Genomic DNA, 18,493 nt, shown 5'->3' with positions numbered 1-18,493 from the left:
TAGAACAAAACATGGGGACAGCATACTTCGTGCCGTCCCCTTTTTTGTTTCTTCTATCTCTTAATCATGACGGATCAATTTCCACAATCATTTCTACTTCAACGGCATTGTTAAGCGGAAGTTCAGCCATCCCGACTGCAGAACGTGCATGCTTTCCTTTCTCTCCAAAAACTTGCACCAGCAAATCAGAGGAACCATTCAACACCTTTGGCTGGTCCGTAAATCCAGGCGCACTGTTTACAAAGCCCAAGACTTTTACAACTCTTCTTACTTTGCTTAGTTCACCAATTTCTTGTTTGATGACGGCTAAAAGGTTGAGCATGCACTGTCTTGCCGCCTGATAGCCCACTTCGACCGTGACGTCCTCACCTAGCTTGCCACGGTATTCATTCGTACCTTGACCCGCCGTGAAAATAAGGTTCCCAGTCCGGACACAGCCGACGTAATTTCCTGCTGCTTGTCGCGGGGCAGGCAGTAATAGTCCTAGTTCCTCTATTTTTTGTTCAGGTGTAGCTTCAATTCTATTCATCGTTAAATCACCTTTTATTTGTATTTTTAATGGCAGCACCTTTATCATTAATTCTCTTTCACCAATGAGCATCCCTTCTTTTAATAAAAAAACAGGACGATTTCAAGAAAATCGTCCTGTTTGGCTTGTCCCTTTAAAGTGTTTCCTGCTCTATGCGAAAACCTTCGATCACAACATCTTCATCGATTTCGACTAATAAGCAGCGTTTTCCTTCATATGTAATATACTTTATATTTTTCAGATCTTTCGGGTTGATCGTTACACTAGCCACATTTGTTTTGATTTTGATGTTTTTCGGAACTAAGCTGCTTGCTTTGAATTCATGTTTTTCGTCCGCCATGACATCTTTAAAAGCATGCTCTACTTTGGCGGTGTCGACATTCTCCACGCCGCTGACCTTTAGGATGCGTTCGACATCTTGATAATCTAGTTTTGGAACTTCACTTTCTTCGCTTTCTTCGTTCTCCTGGATCAGTTTATCAATTTCTTCATACACGCTGGAAATGACCCTTGGCTCTACTTCGTCGCCAATCACCTTATTTAGGACCATTTCGAAACTGCCCTTATCCTCGATGGCGGTGATGATGTCTTCACAATTGAGAACTTCTTCAATAAACCTTTCATCCGGCTCGTTCTCTTTTCCGGCACGATAAAGAATATGATTTACGTCGGCCGCGTTGTCGTTGAACGCAGGAAACATAAAGCCTGACAATGGCGCTGCCATATTGATAATCGGATCAATGACATTATTAGGTTTGAAGATTTTTTCAATATAATCAAACAGCAGTGCCTTTTTCGGCTGATCTGTTTTATTAAGACTGCAGAGAATAAACTCCTTTGAAAAGCGTTCATCATTCCCGCCGAAATCGGATTCATGATCCCGAGGTTTGGTGAATTTGCTGTATTCTCCCCGAATAAACGTCACCACTGTATCAAACTCATAAACCTTATGAGCATACATTTTCTCAACGATTTGAAGCATATTTTCCTTCCAATCTTCTGAATCCATTTGCAAGCCTTCGTAAAGAATCTGTTGCGTGCTATCCTCTACATCGCGCCTGAATTTCAGTTCAAACAATTTACCATCCAAATTTCCGGTCAGTATCTTTTTAAAGTTTTGCAAAAATATCTCTTGTGCTTCCATGTCTAACATTTGAAACGGCTGACTAAAATAATGGTAAATTTCACCTGATTCCTTCTTAACATAAACATTGAAGATTTCTCGTATTCTCATGCGTTCGTTGTTTAATTTAAATTGCTTTCTGATATTCGCGATGTCATTTTTGTTCATTCATTTCACTCCCATCCTTGATTATATCGTTCAGATTTCAAAATTGAAATACCTATAAACTCCTAGTCTTTTGCAATTTTTAAGAGTTAACTTAACTATAATCTAATTATGTTAACATTAAAGTGATCTAATATTGATTTTCATTGTGTTAGAAAAATAAAAGGAGAAATTCCCGCTATATAGGGAAATACCCAGATTTGCTGAAAAATAGAGGGAGTTTTTCCGGTTATATGATCAAAATCTTTGGATTTTGCGTTAATTAGATAGGATAAAGGGAATTTCTACCCTTATATCTGCTTCTTAAGCCGCCCCTCTAGACAATAGCGGGAAATTCTCCACTTAAAAAGCATGGCAAATTTTCTATGCCATGCTTTTCGTAAGTTATTTAACCTGTTTTTCAAAAGAGCCTCCCTTTATCCGGTCGGCTGTTTTATTTTATCAACTATGGTTGTAAAATAATTTCTTATCTTTGTTACTGTATTTCTTTTGGCAGGAAGATCATGGATTAATATGTCCATAGCATTATTTTCCTCTAGAAGTTCTTGTGCGTATATTTGAGTACCGTTCATAATGCTGCGAATAGCTGACACCAACTCTTCGCTCGGACTATCCTTCAGGAAATAACCTTTAACGCCAGCATTTAAGAGACGTTCTGTATTTCCCTTTTTAGCAAAGGTTGTTAAAATAATCACTTTGCATTTTTCCGTTCTTAGAACATGTGCCGCATCTAGTCCATTCATTTCCGGCATGTCGATATCCATCATACAAAGGTCAGGCTGTAATCGTTGAACGAGAGTAATGGCTTCTCTTCCATTCTTTGCGTGGCCGACCACTTCCATATCCTCTTCCAGGTTAAGCAGGGAACCGATTACCCCCAATATCATTTCTTGATCCTCAGCGATGACTATTCGTATCATGTATGTCTCTCCTTTGATAAAATAGAAACTCCCCATTCCAGCGGGGAGTCATATAGTTGACGGAGTTACAGTTCAGGTTTCACTTTTACGGAAATACTTTGTTGTGCTAATGCTCTGCCCTCTTTAAAGCTCACAAAGTTTTTACTTTTTTCATCCCAGAGGCGGAAACGAAGTGACTTCAAGCTTGTTAAAAGGGAAATCGTTGGAACGTTCTGTAATGGAGGCGTGTTCTTGTGTGCCTCTTCTAATTTATAGTTCGGAACCCTTGGGCTTAAATGATGCACATGGTGAAAGCCGATATTTCCTGTTAAGAATTGAAAGAACTTCGGAAGTTTGTAGAAAGAACTTCCTTCCACTGCTGCTTTCACATATTCCCACTCTTGGTCTTCCTCAAAATAAGAATCCTCGAAAGTGTGCTGGACATAAAATAGCCAAATCCCTACTGATCCTGATAAAAAGAAGATGAACCCTTGGATAAACAGAAATGACTGCCAGCCGACAGCCCAAGAAAGCAGGGCAGCCAAAGCAACGATTAGAATATTCGTTAAATATGTGTTATTACGTTCCTTCTTTTTGGCACCTTTTCGGTTGAATCTATTCATTAAAAGAAATTGATAAAATGGTCCTAAACCGAACATGACAAGAGGGTTGCGGTAAAAACGGTAAGCTAGACGAATGCTTAATGGTGCAGCTAAATATTCTTCAACAGTCAGCGTCCAGATATCTCCCGTTCCGCGTTTATCAAGATTCCCGCTTGTCGCGTGATGAATGGAATGCTCATGTCCCCATTGATCAAATGGAAATAGTGTTAATACTCCCATAGCAGTTCCGACGATACGGTTTGCACGGCGGCTTTTAAAAAAGGAATGATGGGTGCAGTCGTGAAAGATAATGAAGATTCTTACTAAAAATCCTGCAGCGATGATAATCGGGACCAGAGCCAGCCAATAAGATACGGAAAGACTTATATACGAGATAAACCATAATCCTATAAATGGCAGCACTGTGTTAATCAATTGCCATATACTTTCTTTTGTCGTTGATTTTTCAAATGGAGCTACTTGTTTTCTCAAAGTTTTCGTGTTTTGTAAGGTCATTAATTCGAATTCCCTTCCTGTGTTGCGTCGTTACATTGAATTATATAGAAGGAGAATGTCATATGTAAGTAGCAGGTGTCATAGGTGGAGTATGATAAATGTCATATAAGGAGCTAAAAATCGCTTAACAGCGCACAATAACTCTTTTTAAAAAAATAGAAAAAACCTAGATCACAGCATGATCTAGGTTGGTTAGCTCTTAATTCAGTTACTTGAATTAGTCGTTTCAGGTGACGTTACTTTGTCATAAAAGTCTACAAATTTGTCGCGGTCGTCACTAGCTCTATACGCCATCGCAACACGTGGATGTTCATTTAAGACACCGGAAATCATATAAGGAATGATATAGCCCCACTCCCACTTTTGACGCATTTCCAGCATATGTTTTTCAATGACACCAAGGATTGGTTTTAATTCATAGTTTGTTTTTTGGATACAGCTTACAAGAAGCTCTGTATGACAATTTCCAGCCGCACGTCCCATTCCATAGACAGATGAATCTAGGTAAGTTACGCCGCTGCGCATAGCCGCTAATGTGTTTGCAAAAGCTAATTGCATGTTGTTATGTGTATGTATCCCTAATTCTTTGTTTGGAAGCATGCTTTTGAATTTTTTCACTTGATGTTCGATATCAGCTGGATCTAAGCTGCCGAAAGAATCAACGATATAGACGACATCTACAGGACTTTTCTCCACCATTTCAAATGCTTTGATCAGTTGACTTTCCGGTACACTGGATAGTGCCATAATGTTCAGAGTTGTTTCATATCCTAAGTCATGGAACATGTTGACAAGCTCTAAGCCTTTATCAACTTCACGAATATAGCAAGCTACTCTAATCATATCGAGAACTGATTCTTCTCTTGGCAAGATGTCATCAGGGTCTACACGTCCAATATCGACTAGAGCAGATAACTTTGTGAATTTCTTTTCAGGGATGACTTCTTTAAGGAAATTGTCATCGAGAAATCTCCACGGATTGGGCTCAGTTGCATTAAGCAGCTTTGGAGAGTTTTTATAACCAATCTCCATGTATTCAACTCCAGCGGCACTCAAGCCATTATATAAATCTTGCACAAATTCCACGCTGAAGTCCCAATTATTCACTAAACCTCCGTCACGAATGGTACAGTCTAAAATCTTGCTGCGATTTTCCATTTGTTATTGCCCCCTCCTATTGAAACGAAATATATTATAGTAATATATCACAACCATGTATTAATACAAGCACTTTTATTAAAAAAATGAAACTTTTCTAAAAAATGTTATTCGACAGGTCAAATCGGTTTAGTTTACCAGGTTCTCCCTTATAGCTGAATCGTTTTTATAAGCAGAATGGACTATAGGTTTTATGAAGAAATGGGCGGTGGTCAAATTCAGTGAAAACAGTGGGGCAGTTACATCTGCATTTGGCCTACGGAAAGGTGCTGGAAATTGGCAATGGTCTTCATTGCTATGATGAAGGACAAAAGCAAAATGATCAGTAGGAATAAATGGTACTGCCTTTATGAAGACTAAAGGCTTTGTAAAAATACAACCAAATGGTCTTCATTGCCTTTATGAAGACCAAAGGCTTTATAAAATACCGAACAAACGGTCTTCATTGCCTTTATGAAGACGATAGGCCTTGTAAGAAACCAATTAAACGGTCTTCATTGCCTTTATGAAGACCATAGTCCTTTTAAAATACCAACCAAGCGGTCCTCATTGGCTTTATGAAGACCAAAAGTCATTTGAAAACCCAACCAAACGGTCTTTATTGCCTTTATGAAGACCAAGAGCTTTGTAAAAATACAAACAAACGGTCTTCATTCGCTTAATGAAGACCAAGAGTCACTTAAAAAACCAACCAAACGGTCTTCATTGCTTTTATGAAGACCAAAGGCTTTATAAAATACCGAACAAACGGTCTTCATTGCCTTTATGAAGACGATAGGCCTTGTAAGAAACCAATTAAACGGTCTTCATTGCCTTTATGAAGACCATAGTCCTTTTAAAATACCAACCAAGCGGTCCTCATTGGCTTTATGAAGACCAAAAGTCATTTGAAAACCCAACCAAACGGTCTTTATTGCCTTTATGAAGACCAAGAGCTTTGTAAAAATACAAACAAACGGTCTTCATTCGCTTAATGAAGACCAAGAGTCACTTAAAAAACCAACCAAACGGTCTTCATTGCTTTTATGAAGACCAAAGGCTTTATAAAATACCGAACAAACGGTCTTCATTGCCTTTATGAAGACGATAGGCCTTGTAAGAAACCAATTAAACGGTCTTCATTGCCTTTATGAAGACCATAGTCCTTTTAAAATACCAACCAAGCGGTCCTCATTGGCTTTATGAAGACCAAAAGTCATTTGAAAACCCAACCAAACGGTCTTTATTGCCTTTATGAAGACCAAGAGCTTTGTAAAAATACAAACAAACGGTCTTCATTCGCTTAATGAAGACCAAGAGTCACTTAAAAAACCAACCAAACGGTCTTCATTGCTTTTATGAAGACCAAAGGCTTTATAAAATACCGAACAAACGGTCTTCATTGCCTTTATGAAGACGATAGGCCTTGTAAGAAACCAATTAAACGGTCTTCATTGCCTTTATGAAGACCATAGTCCTTTTAAAATACCAACCAAGCGGTCCTCATTGGCTTTATGAAGACCAAAAGTCATTTGAAAACCCAACCAAACGGTCTTTATTGCCTTTATGAAGACCAAGAGCTTTGTAAAAATACAAACAAACGGTCTTCATTCGCTTAATGAAGACCAAGAGTCACTTAAAAAACCAACCAAACGGTCTTCATTGCTTTTATGAAGACCAAAGGCTTTATAAAATACCGAACAAACGGTCTTCATTGCCTTTATGAAGACGATAGGCCTTGTAAGAAACCAATTAAACGGTCTTCATTGCCTTTATGAAGACCATAGTCCTTTTAAAATACCAACCAAGCGGTCCTCATTGGCTTTATGAAGACCAAAAGTCATTTGAAAACCCAACCAAACGGTCTTTATTGCCTTTATGAAGACCAAGAGCTTTGTAAAAATACAAACAAACGGTCTTCATTCGCTTAATGAAGACCAAGAGTCACTTAAAAAACCAACCAAACGGTCTTCATTGCTTTTATGAAGACCAAAGGCTTTATAAAATACCGAACAAACGGTCTTCATTGCCTTTATGAAGACGATAGGCCTTGTAAGAAACCAATTAAACGGTCTTCATTGCCTTTATGAAGACCATAGTCCTTTTAAAATACCAACCAAGCGGTCCTCATTGGCTTTATGAAGACCAAAAGTCATTTGAAAACCCAACCAAACGGTCTTTATTGCCTTTATGAAGACCAAGAGCTTTGTAAAAATACAAACAAACGGTCTTCATTCGCTTAATGAAGACCAAGAGTCACTTAAAAAACCAACCAAACGGTCTTCATTGCTTTTATGAAGACCAAAGGCTTTATAAAATACCGAACAAACGGTCTTCATTGCCTTTATGAAGACGATAGGCCTTGTAAGAAACCAATTAAACGGTCTTCATTGCCTTTATGAAGACCATAGTCCTTTTAAAATACCAACCAAGCGGTCCTCATTGGCTTTATGAAGACCAAAAGTCATTTGAAAACCCAACCAAACGGTCTTTATTGCCTTTATGAAGACCAAGAGCTTTGTAAAAATACAAACAAACGGTCTTCATTCGCTTAATGAAGACCAAGAGTCACTTAAAAAACCAACCAAACGGTCTTCATTGCTTTTATGAAGACCAAAGGCTTTATAAAATACCGAACAAACGGTCTTCATTGCCTTTATGAAGACGATAGGCCTTGTAAGAAACCAATTAAACGGTCTTCATTGCCTTTATGAAGACCATAGTCCTTTTAAAATACCAACCAAGCGGTCCTCATTGGCTTTATGAAGACCAAAAGTCATTTGAAAACCCAACCAAACGGTCTTTATTGCCTTTATGAAGACCAAGAGCTTTGTAAAAATACAAACAAACGGTCTTCATTCGCTTAATGAAGACCAAGAGTCACTTAAAAAACCAACCAAACGGTCTTCATTGCTTTTATGAAGACCAAAGGCTTTATAAAATACCGAACAAACGGTCTTCATTGCCTTTATGAAGACGATAGGCCTTGTAAGAAACCAATTAAACGGTCTTCATTGCCTTTATGAAGACCATAGTCCTTTTAAAATACCAACCAAGCGGTCCTCATTGGCTTTATGAAGACCAAAAGTCATTTGAAAACCCAACCAAACGGTCTTTATTGCCTTTATGAAGACCAAGAGCTTTGTAAAAATACAAACAAACGGTCTTCATTCGCTTAATGAAGACCAAGAGTCACTTAAAAAACCAACCAAACGGTCTTCATTGCTTTTATGAAGACCAAAGGCTTTATAAAATACCGAACAAACGGTCTTCATTGCCTTTATGAAGACGATAGGCCTTGTAAGAAACCAATTAAACGGTCTTCATTGCCTTTATGAAGACCATAGTCCTTTTAAAATACCAACCAAGCGGTCCTCATTGGCTTTATGAAGACCAAAAGTCATTTGAAAACCCAACCAAACGGTCTTTATTGCCTTTATGAAGACCAAGAGCTTTGTAAAAATACAAACAAACGGTCTTCATTCGCTTAATGAAGACCAAGAGTCACTTAAAAAACCAACCAAACGGTCTTCATTGCTTTTATGAAGACCAAAGGCTTTATAAAATACCGAACAAACGGTCTTCATTGCCTTTATGAAGACGATAGGCCTTGTAAGAAACCAATTAAACGGTCTTCATTGCCTTTATGAAGACCATAGTCCTTTTAAAATACCAACCAAGCGGTCCTCATTGGCTTTATGAAGACCAAAAGTCATTTGAAAACCCAACCAAACGGTCTTTATTGCCTTTATGAAGACCAAGAGCTTTGTAAAAATACAAACAAACGGTCTTCATTCGCTTAATGAAGACCAAGAGTCACTTAAAAAACCAACCAAACGGTCTTCATTGCTTTTATGAAGACCAAAGGCTTTATAAAATACCGAACAAACGGTCTTCATTGCCTTTATGAAGACGATAGGCCTTGTAAGAAACCAATTAAACGGTCTTCATTGCCTTTATGAAGACCATAGTCCTTTTAAAATACCAACCAAGCGGTCCTCATTGGCTTTATGAAGACCAAAAGTCATTTGAAAACCCAACCAAACGGTCTTTATTGCCTTTATGAAGACCAAGAGCTTTGTAAAAATACAAACAAACGGTCTTCATTCGCTTAATGAAGACCAAGAGTCACTTAAAAAACCAACCAAACGGTCTTCATTGCTTTTATGAAGACCAAAGGCTTTATAAAATACCGAACAAACGGTCTTCATTGCCTTTATGAAGACGATAGGCCTTGTAAGAAACCAATTAAACGGTCTTCATTGCCTTTATGAAGACCATAGTCCTTTTAAAATACCAACCAAGCGGTCCTCATTGGCTTTATGAAGACCAAAAGTCATTTGAAAACCCAACCAAACGGTCTTTATTGCCTTTATGAAGACCAAGAGCTTTGTAAAAATACAAACAAACGGTCTTCATTCGCTTAATGAAGACCAAGAGTCACTTAAAAAACCAACCAAACGGTCTTCATTGCTTTTATGAAGACCAAAGGCTTTATAAAATACCGAACAAACGGTCTTCATTGCCTTTATGAAGACGATAGGCCTTGTAAGAAACCAATTAAACGGTCTTCATTGCCTTTATGAAGACCATAGTCCTTTTAAAATACCAACCAAGCGGTCCTCATTGGCTTTATGAAGACCAAAAGTCATTTGAAAACCCAACCAAACGGTCTTTATTGCCTTTATGAAGACCAAGAGCTTTGTAAAAATACAAACAAACGGTCTTCATTCGCTTAATGAAGACCAAGAGTCACTTAAAAAACCAACCAAACGGTCTTCATTGCTTTTATGAAGACCAAAGGCTTTATAAAATACCGAACAAACGGTCTTCATTGCCTTTATGAAGACGATAGGCCTTGTAAGAAACCAATTAAACGGTCTTCATTGCCTTTATGAAGACCATAGTCCTTTTAAAATACCAACCAAGCGGTCCTCATTGGCTTTATGAAGACCAAAAGTCATTTGAAAACCCAACCAAACGGTCTTTATTGCCTTTATGAAGACCAAGAGCTTTGTAAAAATACAAACAAACGGTCTTCATTCGCTTAATGAAGACCAAGAGTCACTTAAAAAACCAACCAAACGGTCTTCATTGCTTTTATGAAGACCAAAGGCTTTATAAAATACCGAACAAACGGTCTTCATTGCCTTTATGAAGACGATAGGCCTTGTAAGAAACCAATTAAACGGTCTTCATTGCCTTTATGAAGACCATAGTCCTTTTAAAATACCAACCAAGCGGTCCTCATTGGCTTTATGAAGACCAAAAGTCATTTGAAAACCCAACCAAACGGTCTTTATTGCCTTTATGAAGACCAAGAGCTTTGTAAAAATACAAACAAACGGTCTTCATTCGCTTAATGAAGACCAAGAGTCACTTAAAAAACCAACCAAACGGTCTTCATTGCTTTTATGAAGACCAAAGGCTTTATAAAATACCGAACAAACGGTCTTCATTGCCTTTATGAAGACGATAGGCCTTGTAAGAAACCAATTAAACGGTCTTCATTGCCTTTATGAAGACCATAGTCCTTTTAAAATACCAACCAAGCGGTCCTCATTGGCTTTATGAAGACCAAATCCCTTAATATCAAAAACCACCCGTCTCCTTGCTTTAGCTAATGCCTTTTGCATGGAAACGGGCGATTATTTTTTAGTTAATTATTCATTATTTCTTCCAAAGAAATTGTTAACTGTATTATTAAAGTCATCGAGGATCCCGTTTCCGTTTCCATTTGTTCTGAGTTCATCTGCGTATGTGCTCATTTTTCCGTATAAATCAGGGTTATTGGAAACATAGACTTTATGGATTTTATTTTCCGCTTGGCGTACTCTGTCTGCAATTTTTTGCTCAAAAGCATTTGATACAGGGCTGTAGTTGTTCCAGTTTGAGGCATAATCTGTTGTTACGTGATCTGGTGTAGCCCCGCTCTGTTCATTATTGTTGTTATTATTGTTATTGTTATTGTTTACATCAAACAAGTTATTGTTATTTCCTGTGTTTTGCTGACTTCCCTTACCAGCATCGCCTTGTCCATCGATCATGCCGTTATTCCCATTTCTGTTGTCAGATTGATTAACAGTCCCATTATTTAGTGCATTTCCTCCGTTATCAAGGGTACGATCAACAGCGTTGCCGTTATTGTCCCCTCCATTGTTAACGTCGGAAGCGTTCATACCACCGTTGCGATTGTTTCTGTTATCACCCTGATTAGCTAGCCTGACAGCTACATAAGCGTTATTGTTCCAGATTATGACGTTAGCCTCTTCCACTTCATTCATTCTCTCGACCTGAAGCTCTGCTCGATCGGAAACGGAAAGATTGCGATCGTTAGTTTGGTTGTTATTATTGTTATTGTTGACATTTCTCGTTCTGACTTGCTCTGTGTTAAAACCTTGACTCTGGTTGTTGTTGTTATTGTTATTCATTGCGGTATCATCATTAGCTCCGCAGCCAACAAGAGTTAGTGATAATGCTGCAGATGCGGCAATTGCCCAAGTTTTTTTCACATGCTTCACTCCCTTTGTTTTACTAATAACTATCATGGCTTTTGCGAAGGGTTCTATTCTGGATAATAAAGTCATTAAACTGTCCAACCCAAGGTTATTTTCAGACCCGGGTCACACATCTCAGTACGAAACGAAGATGGGAAGTTTCATGCTGCCTCATATTGCTAATTTTTGAAATGATTTTACAGCAGCTGTTCGGGGAAAGTATATATTGAGGTGATAAAAAAATGGATTTTAACCGTGTCAAAGAAGTTTTAAATTCTAATCAAGAAATCCCTGTACACTATCATGGAGATCCAGTATGGATTGAAAGTATTGAGGACACGTCAAGTATGGCGCTTATTTCAAATCAGGGAAACCACGGGGAAAAGCAGCTAGTTTCCATCGATGCTTTACAAGAAGCGAGAAAAAATAATGTCTAGTGCAAGATCCTAGTATTCCTTTTATAACCCAAAGCGCCGCAGCGTCATCGATGCCTAGCGTGATGAAATGGTATCTTTGATGCTCGCTTATGAAACCTTCGATATTCATCACTTCCAATACAAGCCCTTATTTTTTAAAAAAATTCCCAATTTATAAACTTTAATATGATATGATGAAAGTAGTTAACCGAAGATGAGTTTAGGTTAACAAATATCCATGTATGAGGGGCGAATTATGTTAAAATTGCGTGGACATCACCTTTTTTGCCTGCCTGGGTATCGAGGAATGGGCTATTCAAAGGAATATGTTGAAAATATGACAGCTTGGCATCAAACATTAAGAAATCATCCAGAGACATGGGTTCAAATTGTTAATGGACCAGATAAACTGTGTGAGAAATACCCGAACTCGGGCGAATACCATTGTGAAAATGAAAATATCTATGCTAGAGATGCTGCTATTTTAAAAAAAATGAACCTTAAAGTCGGTGATATCCTCACATGGAAGGACATTGAGGACCACATCCAAAAACATATCAACCCTTCTGATATTCTTCACGTCTGTGAAACTTGTTCGTGGCGGTCTTATGGCGTCTGCCAGGAAGGAATTCAGGAAATTTTAGATGGGAAGGGTTTAAGAGAGGTTAAGTGACAAGGGCTATTTTTATAATAAATAGCCCCGGCCAAAAGACCGGGGTAATCATACATCATTATTTTACTAATTCAAGCTCTACTGGAATAAATGCTTCCACTTCTTCACCATTTGAAAGTTTTACAGCTGTTGCTACTGCTGTTTCACCAATTACTGTCGGCTTTTGAGCTACTGTTGCTTGCATACGGCCTTCTTCTACAGCTTTTACTGCATCTTCAGTTGCGTCGAATCCAACTACAAGAACATCAGTTAAACCAGCCGCTTCAATTGCTTGAAGAGCACCTAGTGCCATTTCATCATTGTGTGCAAACACAGCTTTGATATCGCTTGAGCTTTGAATGATATTTTCCATCGTTGTTAACCCTTTTGCACGGTCAAAATCTGCTGCTTGCTTCGCTACCACTTCAAGACCTTCTACACCATCAACTGCTGAATGGAAACCTTCTCCGCGTTCACGTGCAGCAGAAGAACCTGGAATTCCTTCTAGCTCAACGATATTTCCTTCTCCGCCTAATTGCTCAACAATGAAATCACCAGCCATTTTTCCACCTGCTACGTTATCAGAAGCAATATGAGCTACAACTTCTCCACCTTCTGCACTGCGGTCAACCGTAATAACAGGGATACCAGCATTGTTCGCAGATTCTACTGCTGATGCGATCGCAGCAGAGTCAGCTGGATTGATTAAAAGAACATCGACACCTTGTTGAATTAAATCTTCAATATCACTAACTTGTTTCGCTGGATCGTTTTGTGCATCAACTACTGTTAATTCAATTCCTTGCTTTTCAGCTTCTGCTTCAGCTCCATCCTTTAATGTTACGAAAAATGGATTATTCAGAGTTGAAATGGAAAGTCCAATTTTAGCGCTTCCTTCACTGCTATCTGAAGCTTCTCCTTCACTGTCTGAATTAGATCCTGGAGCCTCTGTTGAACAGCCGGCTAAAAGGATGGCACTTAATGCTACAAAAAGGAAAGCTTGTAACCACTTTTTCATGATAAATCCCCCTAATAATAAATTAATTTTTATTAATGATCTTCCACGTATTGTTTACGGAGAAGGGCATTTCAATGTGTTATGACGCCTTTTTTCTATCAAGAATAACAGCTAGTAGAATAACTCCACCTTTAACCACCTGTTGATAGAATGATGAAACATCTAATAAGTTAAGACCGTTATTTAATACTCCAATGATGAGAGCGCCTACAAATGTTCCAAAAATCCATCCGCGTCCTCCAGAAAGACTTGTACCACCAAGCACTACCGCTGCAATGGCATCCAATTCATACGAGACACCTGCGGTTGGCTGTGCAGAATTCAGGCGTGATGTTAAGATGATCCCTGCTAAAACCGACAGCATCCCAGTAATAGAGTAAATCGCTACCTTCACTCGATCGACCTTAATACCAGATAGACGTGATGCTTCCTCATTTCCGCCAATTGCATAAACGCGGCGGCCAAAAGTTGTCTTTTTCAGAATAAAATAGAGAACACCATAAGAAATAATCATTAGTACTACAGGAACTGGTATTCCGAAGAAATAACCGCGACCCATTAATTCAAAGGCAACGCTCTCTCCAAGACCAGTAATAGGACGGCCTTCAGTGTACACAAGTGTTAGACCGCGGAAAATCGTCATTGTTGCTAGAGTTGCAATAAAAGGAGCAACTTTCCCTTTGGTAATAATAAAACCGTTCAGTGCACCCATAATTGCCCCTGCCATCAAACCTAACAGAATAGCTAGGATAGGGTCAAACCCGCTTGATAACATACCAGCTGTAAGCGCTGCCCCTAATGCGAGCATCGATCCAACGGATAAATCAATTCCGCCGGTTAAAATAACAAAGGTCATTCCAAATGCGATTAACGCATTAATTGAAACTTGCCGCAATAAATTTAGTAAGTTGTTTAGTTCTAGAAAGTTTGGACTTAAGATAGACAAAATGATTACAATCGCGCCTAAACCTAATAATGGACCTAACTTCTGAACCGTTTGACTAAGAGCCTGATTTTTCATGTGAGTTACCTCCCGTTGCCGCTTGCATAATGATTTCTTGATTCGCGTCTTGACGGTCAAGGATTGCTGTGGCCTTACCTTCGTGGACGACTAGGATTCGATCACTCATTCCGAGAATTTCCGGAAGATCAGATGACACCATAATGATGGCGACTCCACGTTCGGTAAGTTCATTCATAATTTGATAGATTTCTTTTTTCGCCCCAACGTCTACCCCTCTTGTTGGTTCATCAAGAATTAATATTTTCGGATCTATCCCTAACCACTTTCCGATTACGACCTTCTGCTGATTACCACCGCTCAGTGATTTCACACTTTGTTCAGAACCGCTGGTTTTCACGCGAAGCTTTTCAATCATCTTTGACACAAGCTCTGTTTCTTTTGTTTTTGATATCACCGATTGGCTGGAAATACGCTTTAAATTGGTAAGAGAAATGTTTTCTCTTACGGAAAGGTCAAGGACAAGTCCTTCATCTTTACGGTCCTCTGTGATAAAACCGATTCCTAATTGGATGGCATCATAAGGATTGCGGATATTCACTTGCTTCTCATCAATCCAGATCTCACCGCTAGACTTTTTTCTTGAACCAAAAATGGTTTCCATAATTTCAGTTCGTCCAGCCCCCATTAAACCAGACACTCCGAGAATCTCTCCTTGGTGTACAGAGAAGCTGACGTCACGGAATTTTTTCTCATGGCTTAGCTTGTCCACACGAATTCGTTCAGGACCAAGTTCCACATGTCGTTCTGGGTACCTTTCGCCAATATCACGGCCTACCATCATTTTGACAATCTCTTCAAAATTTGTTTCTTTAATCACTTTCGTTCCGATATATTCACCGTCACGCAATACAGAGATGCGATCACACATTTTAAAAATCTCTTCCATTCGGTGAGAGATATAGACAATCCCTACCCCTTGCTCTTGCAAGCCGCGCATTACCTTAAATAAGGCTTCAATTTCACGGTCCGTTAAAGCAGCTGTTGGTTCATCCATAATTAGTACATCTGTATCTGCTGCGATTGCGCGCGCGATTTCAATCATTTGCTGCTGTCCGACAGATAGTTCTCTAGCTTCGATATTCGGATCAATATCAATCCCTAAGCGGCTTAAATATTCTTCCGTCTTTTTCTTCATTTCCGCCATACGGAGAATTCCTGTTTTTCCAACAGTCAGCTCTTTTCCAAGAAACATATTTTCCGTTACCGTTAAGTAAGGAATAATATTTAATTCTTGGTGGATAACTGCAATCCCGGCTTTTTCCGCTTCTTTGGCATCCTTGAATTGGACTTCTTGTCCTTTGCTAAAAACAGTCCCGGTATCTCGTTCGTATATTCCTGTCAAGATTTTCATCATGGTTGATTTTCCTGCACCATTTTCACCCATCAAGGCATGAATCTCTCCAGGCAATAAATCGAAATCAACATTGGTTAAAACTTGGTTTCCTGAAAATGCCTTACTAATGCCCTTCATTTCTACTAGCGCTTGTTTGTTCATTAGAAAATCACCCCAGAATGGAGAATGATATTCGCATAAGGGGTGATTTCTCCCGTACGAATAATCGCCTTCGCATTTTTCGTTAAAGCTTTAAACTCTTCATGAGAGACATAGTCGGCGTCAGTTGTTGCAAATGTTTCTTGCAGCTTCTCATGTAAAGGGGCATTCTTTTCCTTAATCTCATGAGCAAGCGTAATTTTCTCTACTTCCATATCTTCCAAAATAATTTCAAGAGTTTCATAGAAACTTGGAAAGCCTTTTTTCAGCGATACATCGATTCTTTGCACACCATCAGGGATCGGCAGTCCACAATCCGCAATGACAATCGTATCTGTATGACCTAAGGAAGATAACACGTTTGCGATGGGACTATTTAAAATACCATGCTTTTTCATTACTCTCCCCCCTCGTATAGTACTAGTAAGAGCTCTTTCTAGAAGAATTTCCAGTTGATCCGGATCCTCTAAAATTCACTCTAGATTCCTATAGGTTATCAAGGTTAGCCTTTCGGCTTCCCCATCTTAAATATTTTAGTTTTACCCTTGTTTCACCCACCTGATGGGGAAGCCGAGGTAAAGTTCAAACTATCAATAATAGATTAATGTGTTGTTCTTATTTCGCAGGGGGATAGTTTCCCTACTGCTTCTTTGAAATGCCTTTAACTGAATATCGAGAAATGGCGGAGAATGGAGGAAGCTCCAGCGTTTTACTCCGTCATTTTTTTATAGCGTTCATAGACCTGCTCATGGGACAATGGAACCGACAGGATCGTATCAGGATATTGCTTCTCCCCCTTGCGGACACTTTGGTGTACTGCTTCATAAGCCTGCTACCCATGGTTCATTATTGAAGGTCTAACCACTGGTTGCGCCGCCGTAAAAGAAGTGAGTGTAGCGCTCATGATGGACTTCTTTTCTTTGAGTGCTGATGACGAGGAAGACATCGATGATTCCCGTGGGCACCCAGGTCTGAACGTTCTTGATTAACTTACATACTGGAGGTGATTGGTATGTCACAAATGCTTGTTGGTGTAGATGTAAGCTTGAAGTCCCATCATGTCCATTTCATGAAGGAGGACGGGTCCACACTCGCCGACTTTTCTGTTTCTAATGATCAAACCGGGGCCGAAACCCTGATCAAACGAATGCTAGAAACTGCGGAAAAAAGTCAGGCCAACCAATTGAAGATTGGGATGGAAGCCACTGATCTTTACAGTTGGCACCTTGCCCATTATCTACAAGACCAAATGAAAGGCTATGAACCTAAGTTTCAAGCCTCTATCTACGTACTAAATGCGAGAAAAGTCGCTCGTTTCAAAAAAGGGTATGATTCTCTTGTAAAAAACGATCGCATAGATGCCTGGGTCATCGCTGACCACTTGCGCTTTGGCCGACTGCCAGCCCAAATGAAAGATGCCATACAATATGAAGCTCTTCAGCGCTTAACGCGAACAAGGTTTCATTTTATGCGGGAGATTGCCCGAAATAAAACGTATTTCCTTAACCAGCTCTTTTTAAAGTTCAGTGGACTGAGACAGGATAATCCATTTTCAGATAAATTCGGAGCTACGAGTATGGCTGTCATGGAGGAACTAGAGCCCGAAACGATCGCTGAAATGAGCCTCGAGGAACTCGTCGAGTTCCTGCAAGATAAAGGAAAAAACCGATTTGAAAAGCCAGAGGAAATCGCAAAATACCTTCAAAAGTTGGCTAGATCATCTTACCGGCTGAATAAGGCTATGCAGGACCCCGTAAATATTTCGATGTCTGTTACTTTAAGTACCATTCAACATATCGAGTCACAGGTAAAGCGTCTGGATAAAGAAATTGCCAAGTTAATGAAAGGCATACCGCAAACCCTAACGTCTGTAAAAGGAATTGGAGACGTTTATGCGGCAGGGTTGATAGCTGAAATTAGCGATATAAAGCGATTTAAAGATCATCATGCCTTAGCGAAATATGCAGGTTTGGTATGGAACCAGAACCAATCAGGCGAATTCGAATCCCAGGAAACGGCTAGAATGAGGACAGGTAATAAATACCTGCGTTACTACCTTATTCAAGCTGCCGATAAGATCCGAAAGTACGACTCTGAATATAAAGCTTTTTACACAAAGAAGTACGATGAAGTTCCAAAACATAAACACAAACGCGCTCTCGTCTTAACCGCAAGAAAACTGGTACGATTGGTGTTTTCGCTACTACGCACCAATCAGTTGTACACACCACCCGAAAGGAGAGATTAAAACTTCTCATTCACACCCTTTCAAACACCCAGCTTCACACTTGAAAGTATTGGTAAAAAATTGAAAATAGTGTGAGGTTTATTAGGTATACTCTTTTTTAAACACTTTTCAATGAAAGACAATATTAATTTCCAATTCATTGAATTTTAGTGCTTGACATATTACCACTGGGCTT

Annotated in this window: 13 protein-coding genes; 3 read left to right on the top strand and 10 right to left on the bottom strand. The window is 39.2% G+C overall.

What is annotated here, in order from left to right; translation table 11 throughout:
• Positions 1 to 64: 64 nt before the first annotated feature.
• The 6 genes from CZ487_RS14070 to CZ487_RS14045 all read right to left on the bottom strand — a co-directional run bounded on the left by CZ487_RS14070 (position 65) and on the right by CZ487_RS14045 (position 11,558).
• A complete protein-coding gene (locus CZ487_RS14070; RefSeq protein ID WP_077215323.1) occupies positions 65 to 529 on the bottom strand; it encodes a RidA family protein in 465 nt (154 codons plus the stop codon).
• Between the two features lie 133 nt (positions 530 to 662).
• Positions 663 to 1,820 (bottom strand): DUF4317 domain-containing protein, encoded by a 1,158-nt coding sequence (locus CZ487_RS14065; protein WP_077212930.1) that lies wholly within the window; start codon positions 1,818 to 1,820, stop codon positions 663 to 665.
• 413 nt (positions 1,821 to 2,233) lie between these two features.
• On the bottom strand, positions 2,234 to 2,737 hold the full coding sequence (locus CZ487_RS14060) for a response regulator (protein ID WP_077212928.1): 504 nt from the start codon (positions 2,735 to 2,737) through the stop codon (positions 2,234 to 2,236).
• 65 nt (positions 2,738 to 2,802) lie between these two features.
• Positions 2,803 to 3,834 carry a Delta(5) desaturase DesA gene (gene desA, locus CZ487_RS14055; protein WP_077212926.1) on the bottom strand — a complete coding sequence of 344 codons (1,032 nt, stop codon included), beginning with the start codon at positions 3,832 to 3,834 and terminating at the stop codon, positions 2,803 to 2,805.
• Positions 3,835 to 4,038: 204 nt separating this feature from the next.
• Positions 4,039 to 4,992, bottom strand: a complete 954-nt coding sequence (locus CZ487_RS14050; protein ID WP_077212925.1) for an aldolase catalytic domain-containing protein — start codon at positions 4,990 to 4,992, stop codon at positions 4,039 to 4,041.
• Positions 4,993 to 10,634: 5,642 nt separating this feature from the next.
• Positions 10,635 to 11,558: a YhcN/YlaJ family sporulation lipoprotein gene (locus CZ487_RS14045; protein WP_077212924.1), complete on the bottom strand. Its 924-nt coding sequence runs from the start codon at positions 11,556 to 11,558 to the stop codon at positions 10,635 to 10,637.
• Positions 11,559 to 11,710: 152 nt separating this feature from the next.
• Here CZ487_RS14045 and CZ487_RS14040 point away from each other — a divergent pair, with 152 nt between their 5' ends.
• Both CZ487_RS14040 and CZ487_RS14035 read left to right on the top strand, forming a co-directional pair.
• Positions 11,711 to 11,905 carry an H-type small acid-soluble spore protein gene (locus tag CZ487_RS14040; RefSeq protein ID WP_077212922.1) on the top strand — a complete coding sequence of 65 codons (195 nt, stop codon included), beginning with the start codon at positions 11,711 to 11,713 and terminating at the stop codon, positions 11,903 to 11,905.
• A gap of 235 nt (positions 11,906 to 12,140) precedes the next feature.
• On the top strand, positions 12,141 to 12,557 hold the full coding sequence (locus CZ487_RS14035) for a DUF1284 domain-containing protein (RefSeq protein ID WP_077212920.1): 417 nt from the start codon (positions 12,141 to 12,143) through the stop codon (positions 12,555 to 12,557).
• Between the two features lie 58 nt (positions 12,558 to 12,615).
• On the opposite strand, the gene rbsB is transcribed toward CZ487_RS14035, so the two are convergent.
• The 4 genes from rbsB to rbsD form a co-directional block, all read right to left on the bottom strand.
• Positions 12,616 to 13,554: a ribose ABC transporter substrate-binding protein RbsB gene (rbsB, locus tag CZ487_RS14030; protein ID WP_077212918.1), complete on the bottom strand. Its 939-nt coding sequence runs from the start codon at positions 13,552 to 13,554 to the stop codon at positions 12,616 to 12,618.
• A gap of 79 nt (positions 13,555 to 13,633) precedes the next feature.
• Positions 13,634 to 14,575, bottom strand: a complete 942-nt coding sequence (locus CZ487_RS14025) for an ABC transporter permease subunit (protein ID WP_077212916.1) — start codon at positions 14,573 to 14,575, stop codon at positions 13,634 to 13,636.
• Positions 14,556 to 16,073, bottom strand: a complete 1,518-nt coding sequence (locus tag CZ487_RS14020; RefSeq protein WP_077212914.1) for a sugar ABC transporter ATP-binding protein — start codon at positions 16,071 to 16,073, stop codon at positions 14,556 to 14,558. Before CZ487_RS14020 ends, CZ487_RS14025 begins: the two co-directional genes overlap by 20 nt.
• Positions 16,073 to 16,468 carry a D-ribose pyranase gene (gene rbsD, locus CZ487_RS14015; RefSeq protein WP_077212912.1) on the bottom strand — a complete coding sequence of 132 codons (396 nt, stop codon included), beginning with the start codon at positions 16,466 to 16,468 and terminating at the stop codon, positions 16,073 to 16,075. Before rbsD ends, CZ487_RS14020 begins: the two co-directional genes overlap by 1 nt.
• Before the next feature lie 614 nt (positions 16,469 to 17,082).
• Here rbsD and CZ487_RS14010 point away from each other — a divergent pair.
• Positions 17,083 to 18,318: an IS110 family RNA-guided transposase gene (locus CZ487_RS14010; RefSeq protein WP_077210804.1), complete on the top strand. Its 1,236-nt coding sequence runs from the start codon at positions 17,083 to 17,085 to the stop codon at positions 18,316 to 18,318.
• Positions 18,319 to 18,493 lie beyond the last annotated feature (175 nt).

The organism is Robertmurraya dakarensis (assembly GCF_900156875.1).
Classification (GTDB): Bacteria; Bacillota; Bacilli; order Bacillales; family Cytobacillaceae; genus Robertmurraya; species Robertmurraya dakarensis.
Note: the sequence above shows the minus strand (reverse complement) of the source record. Positions and strands in the feature narration are given on the sequence as shown.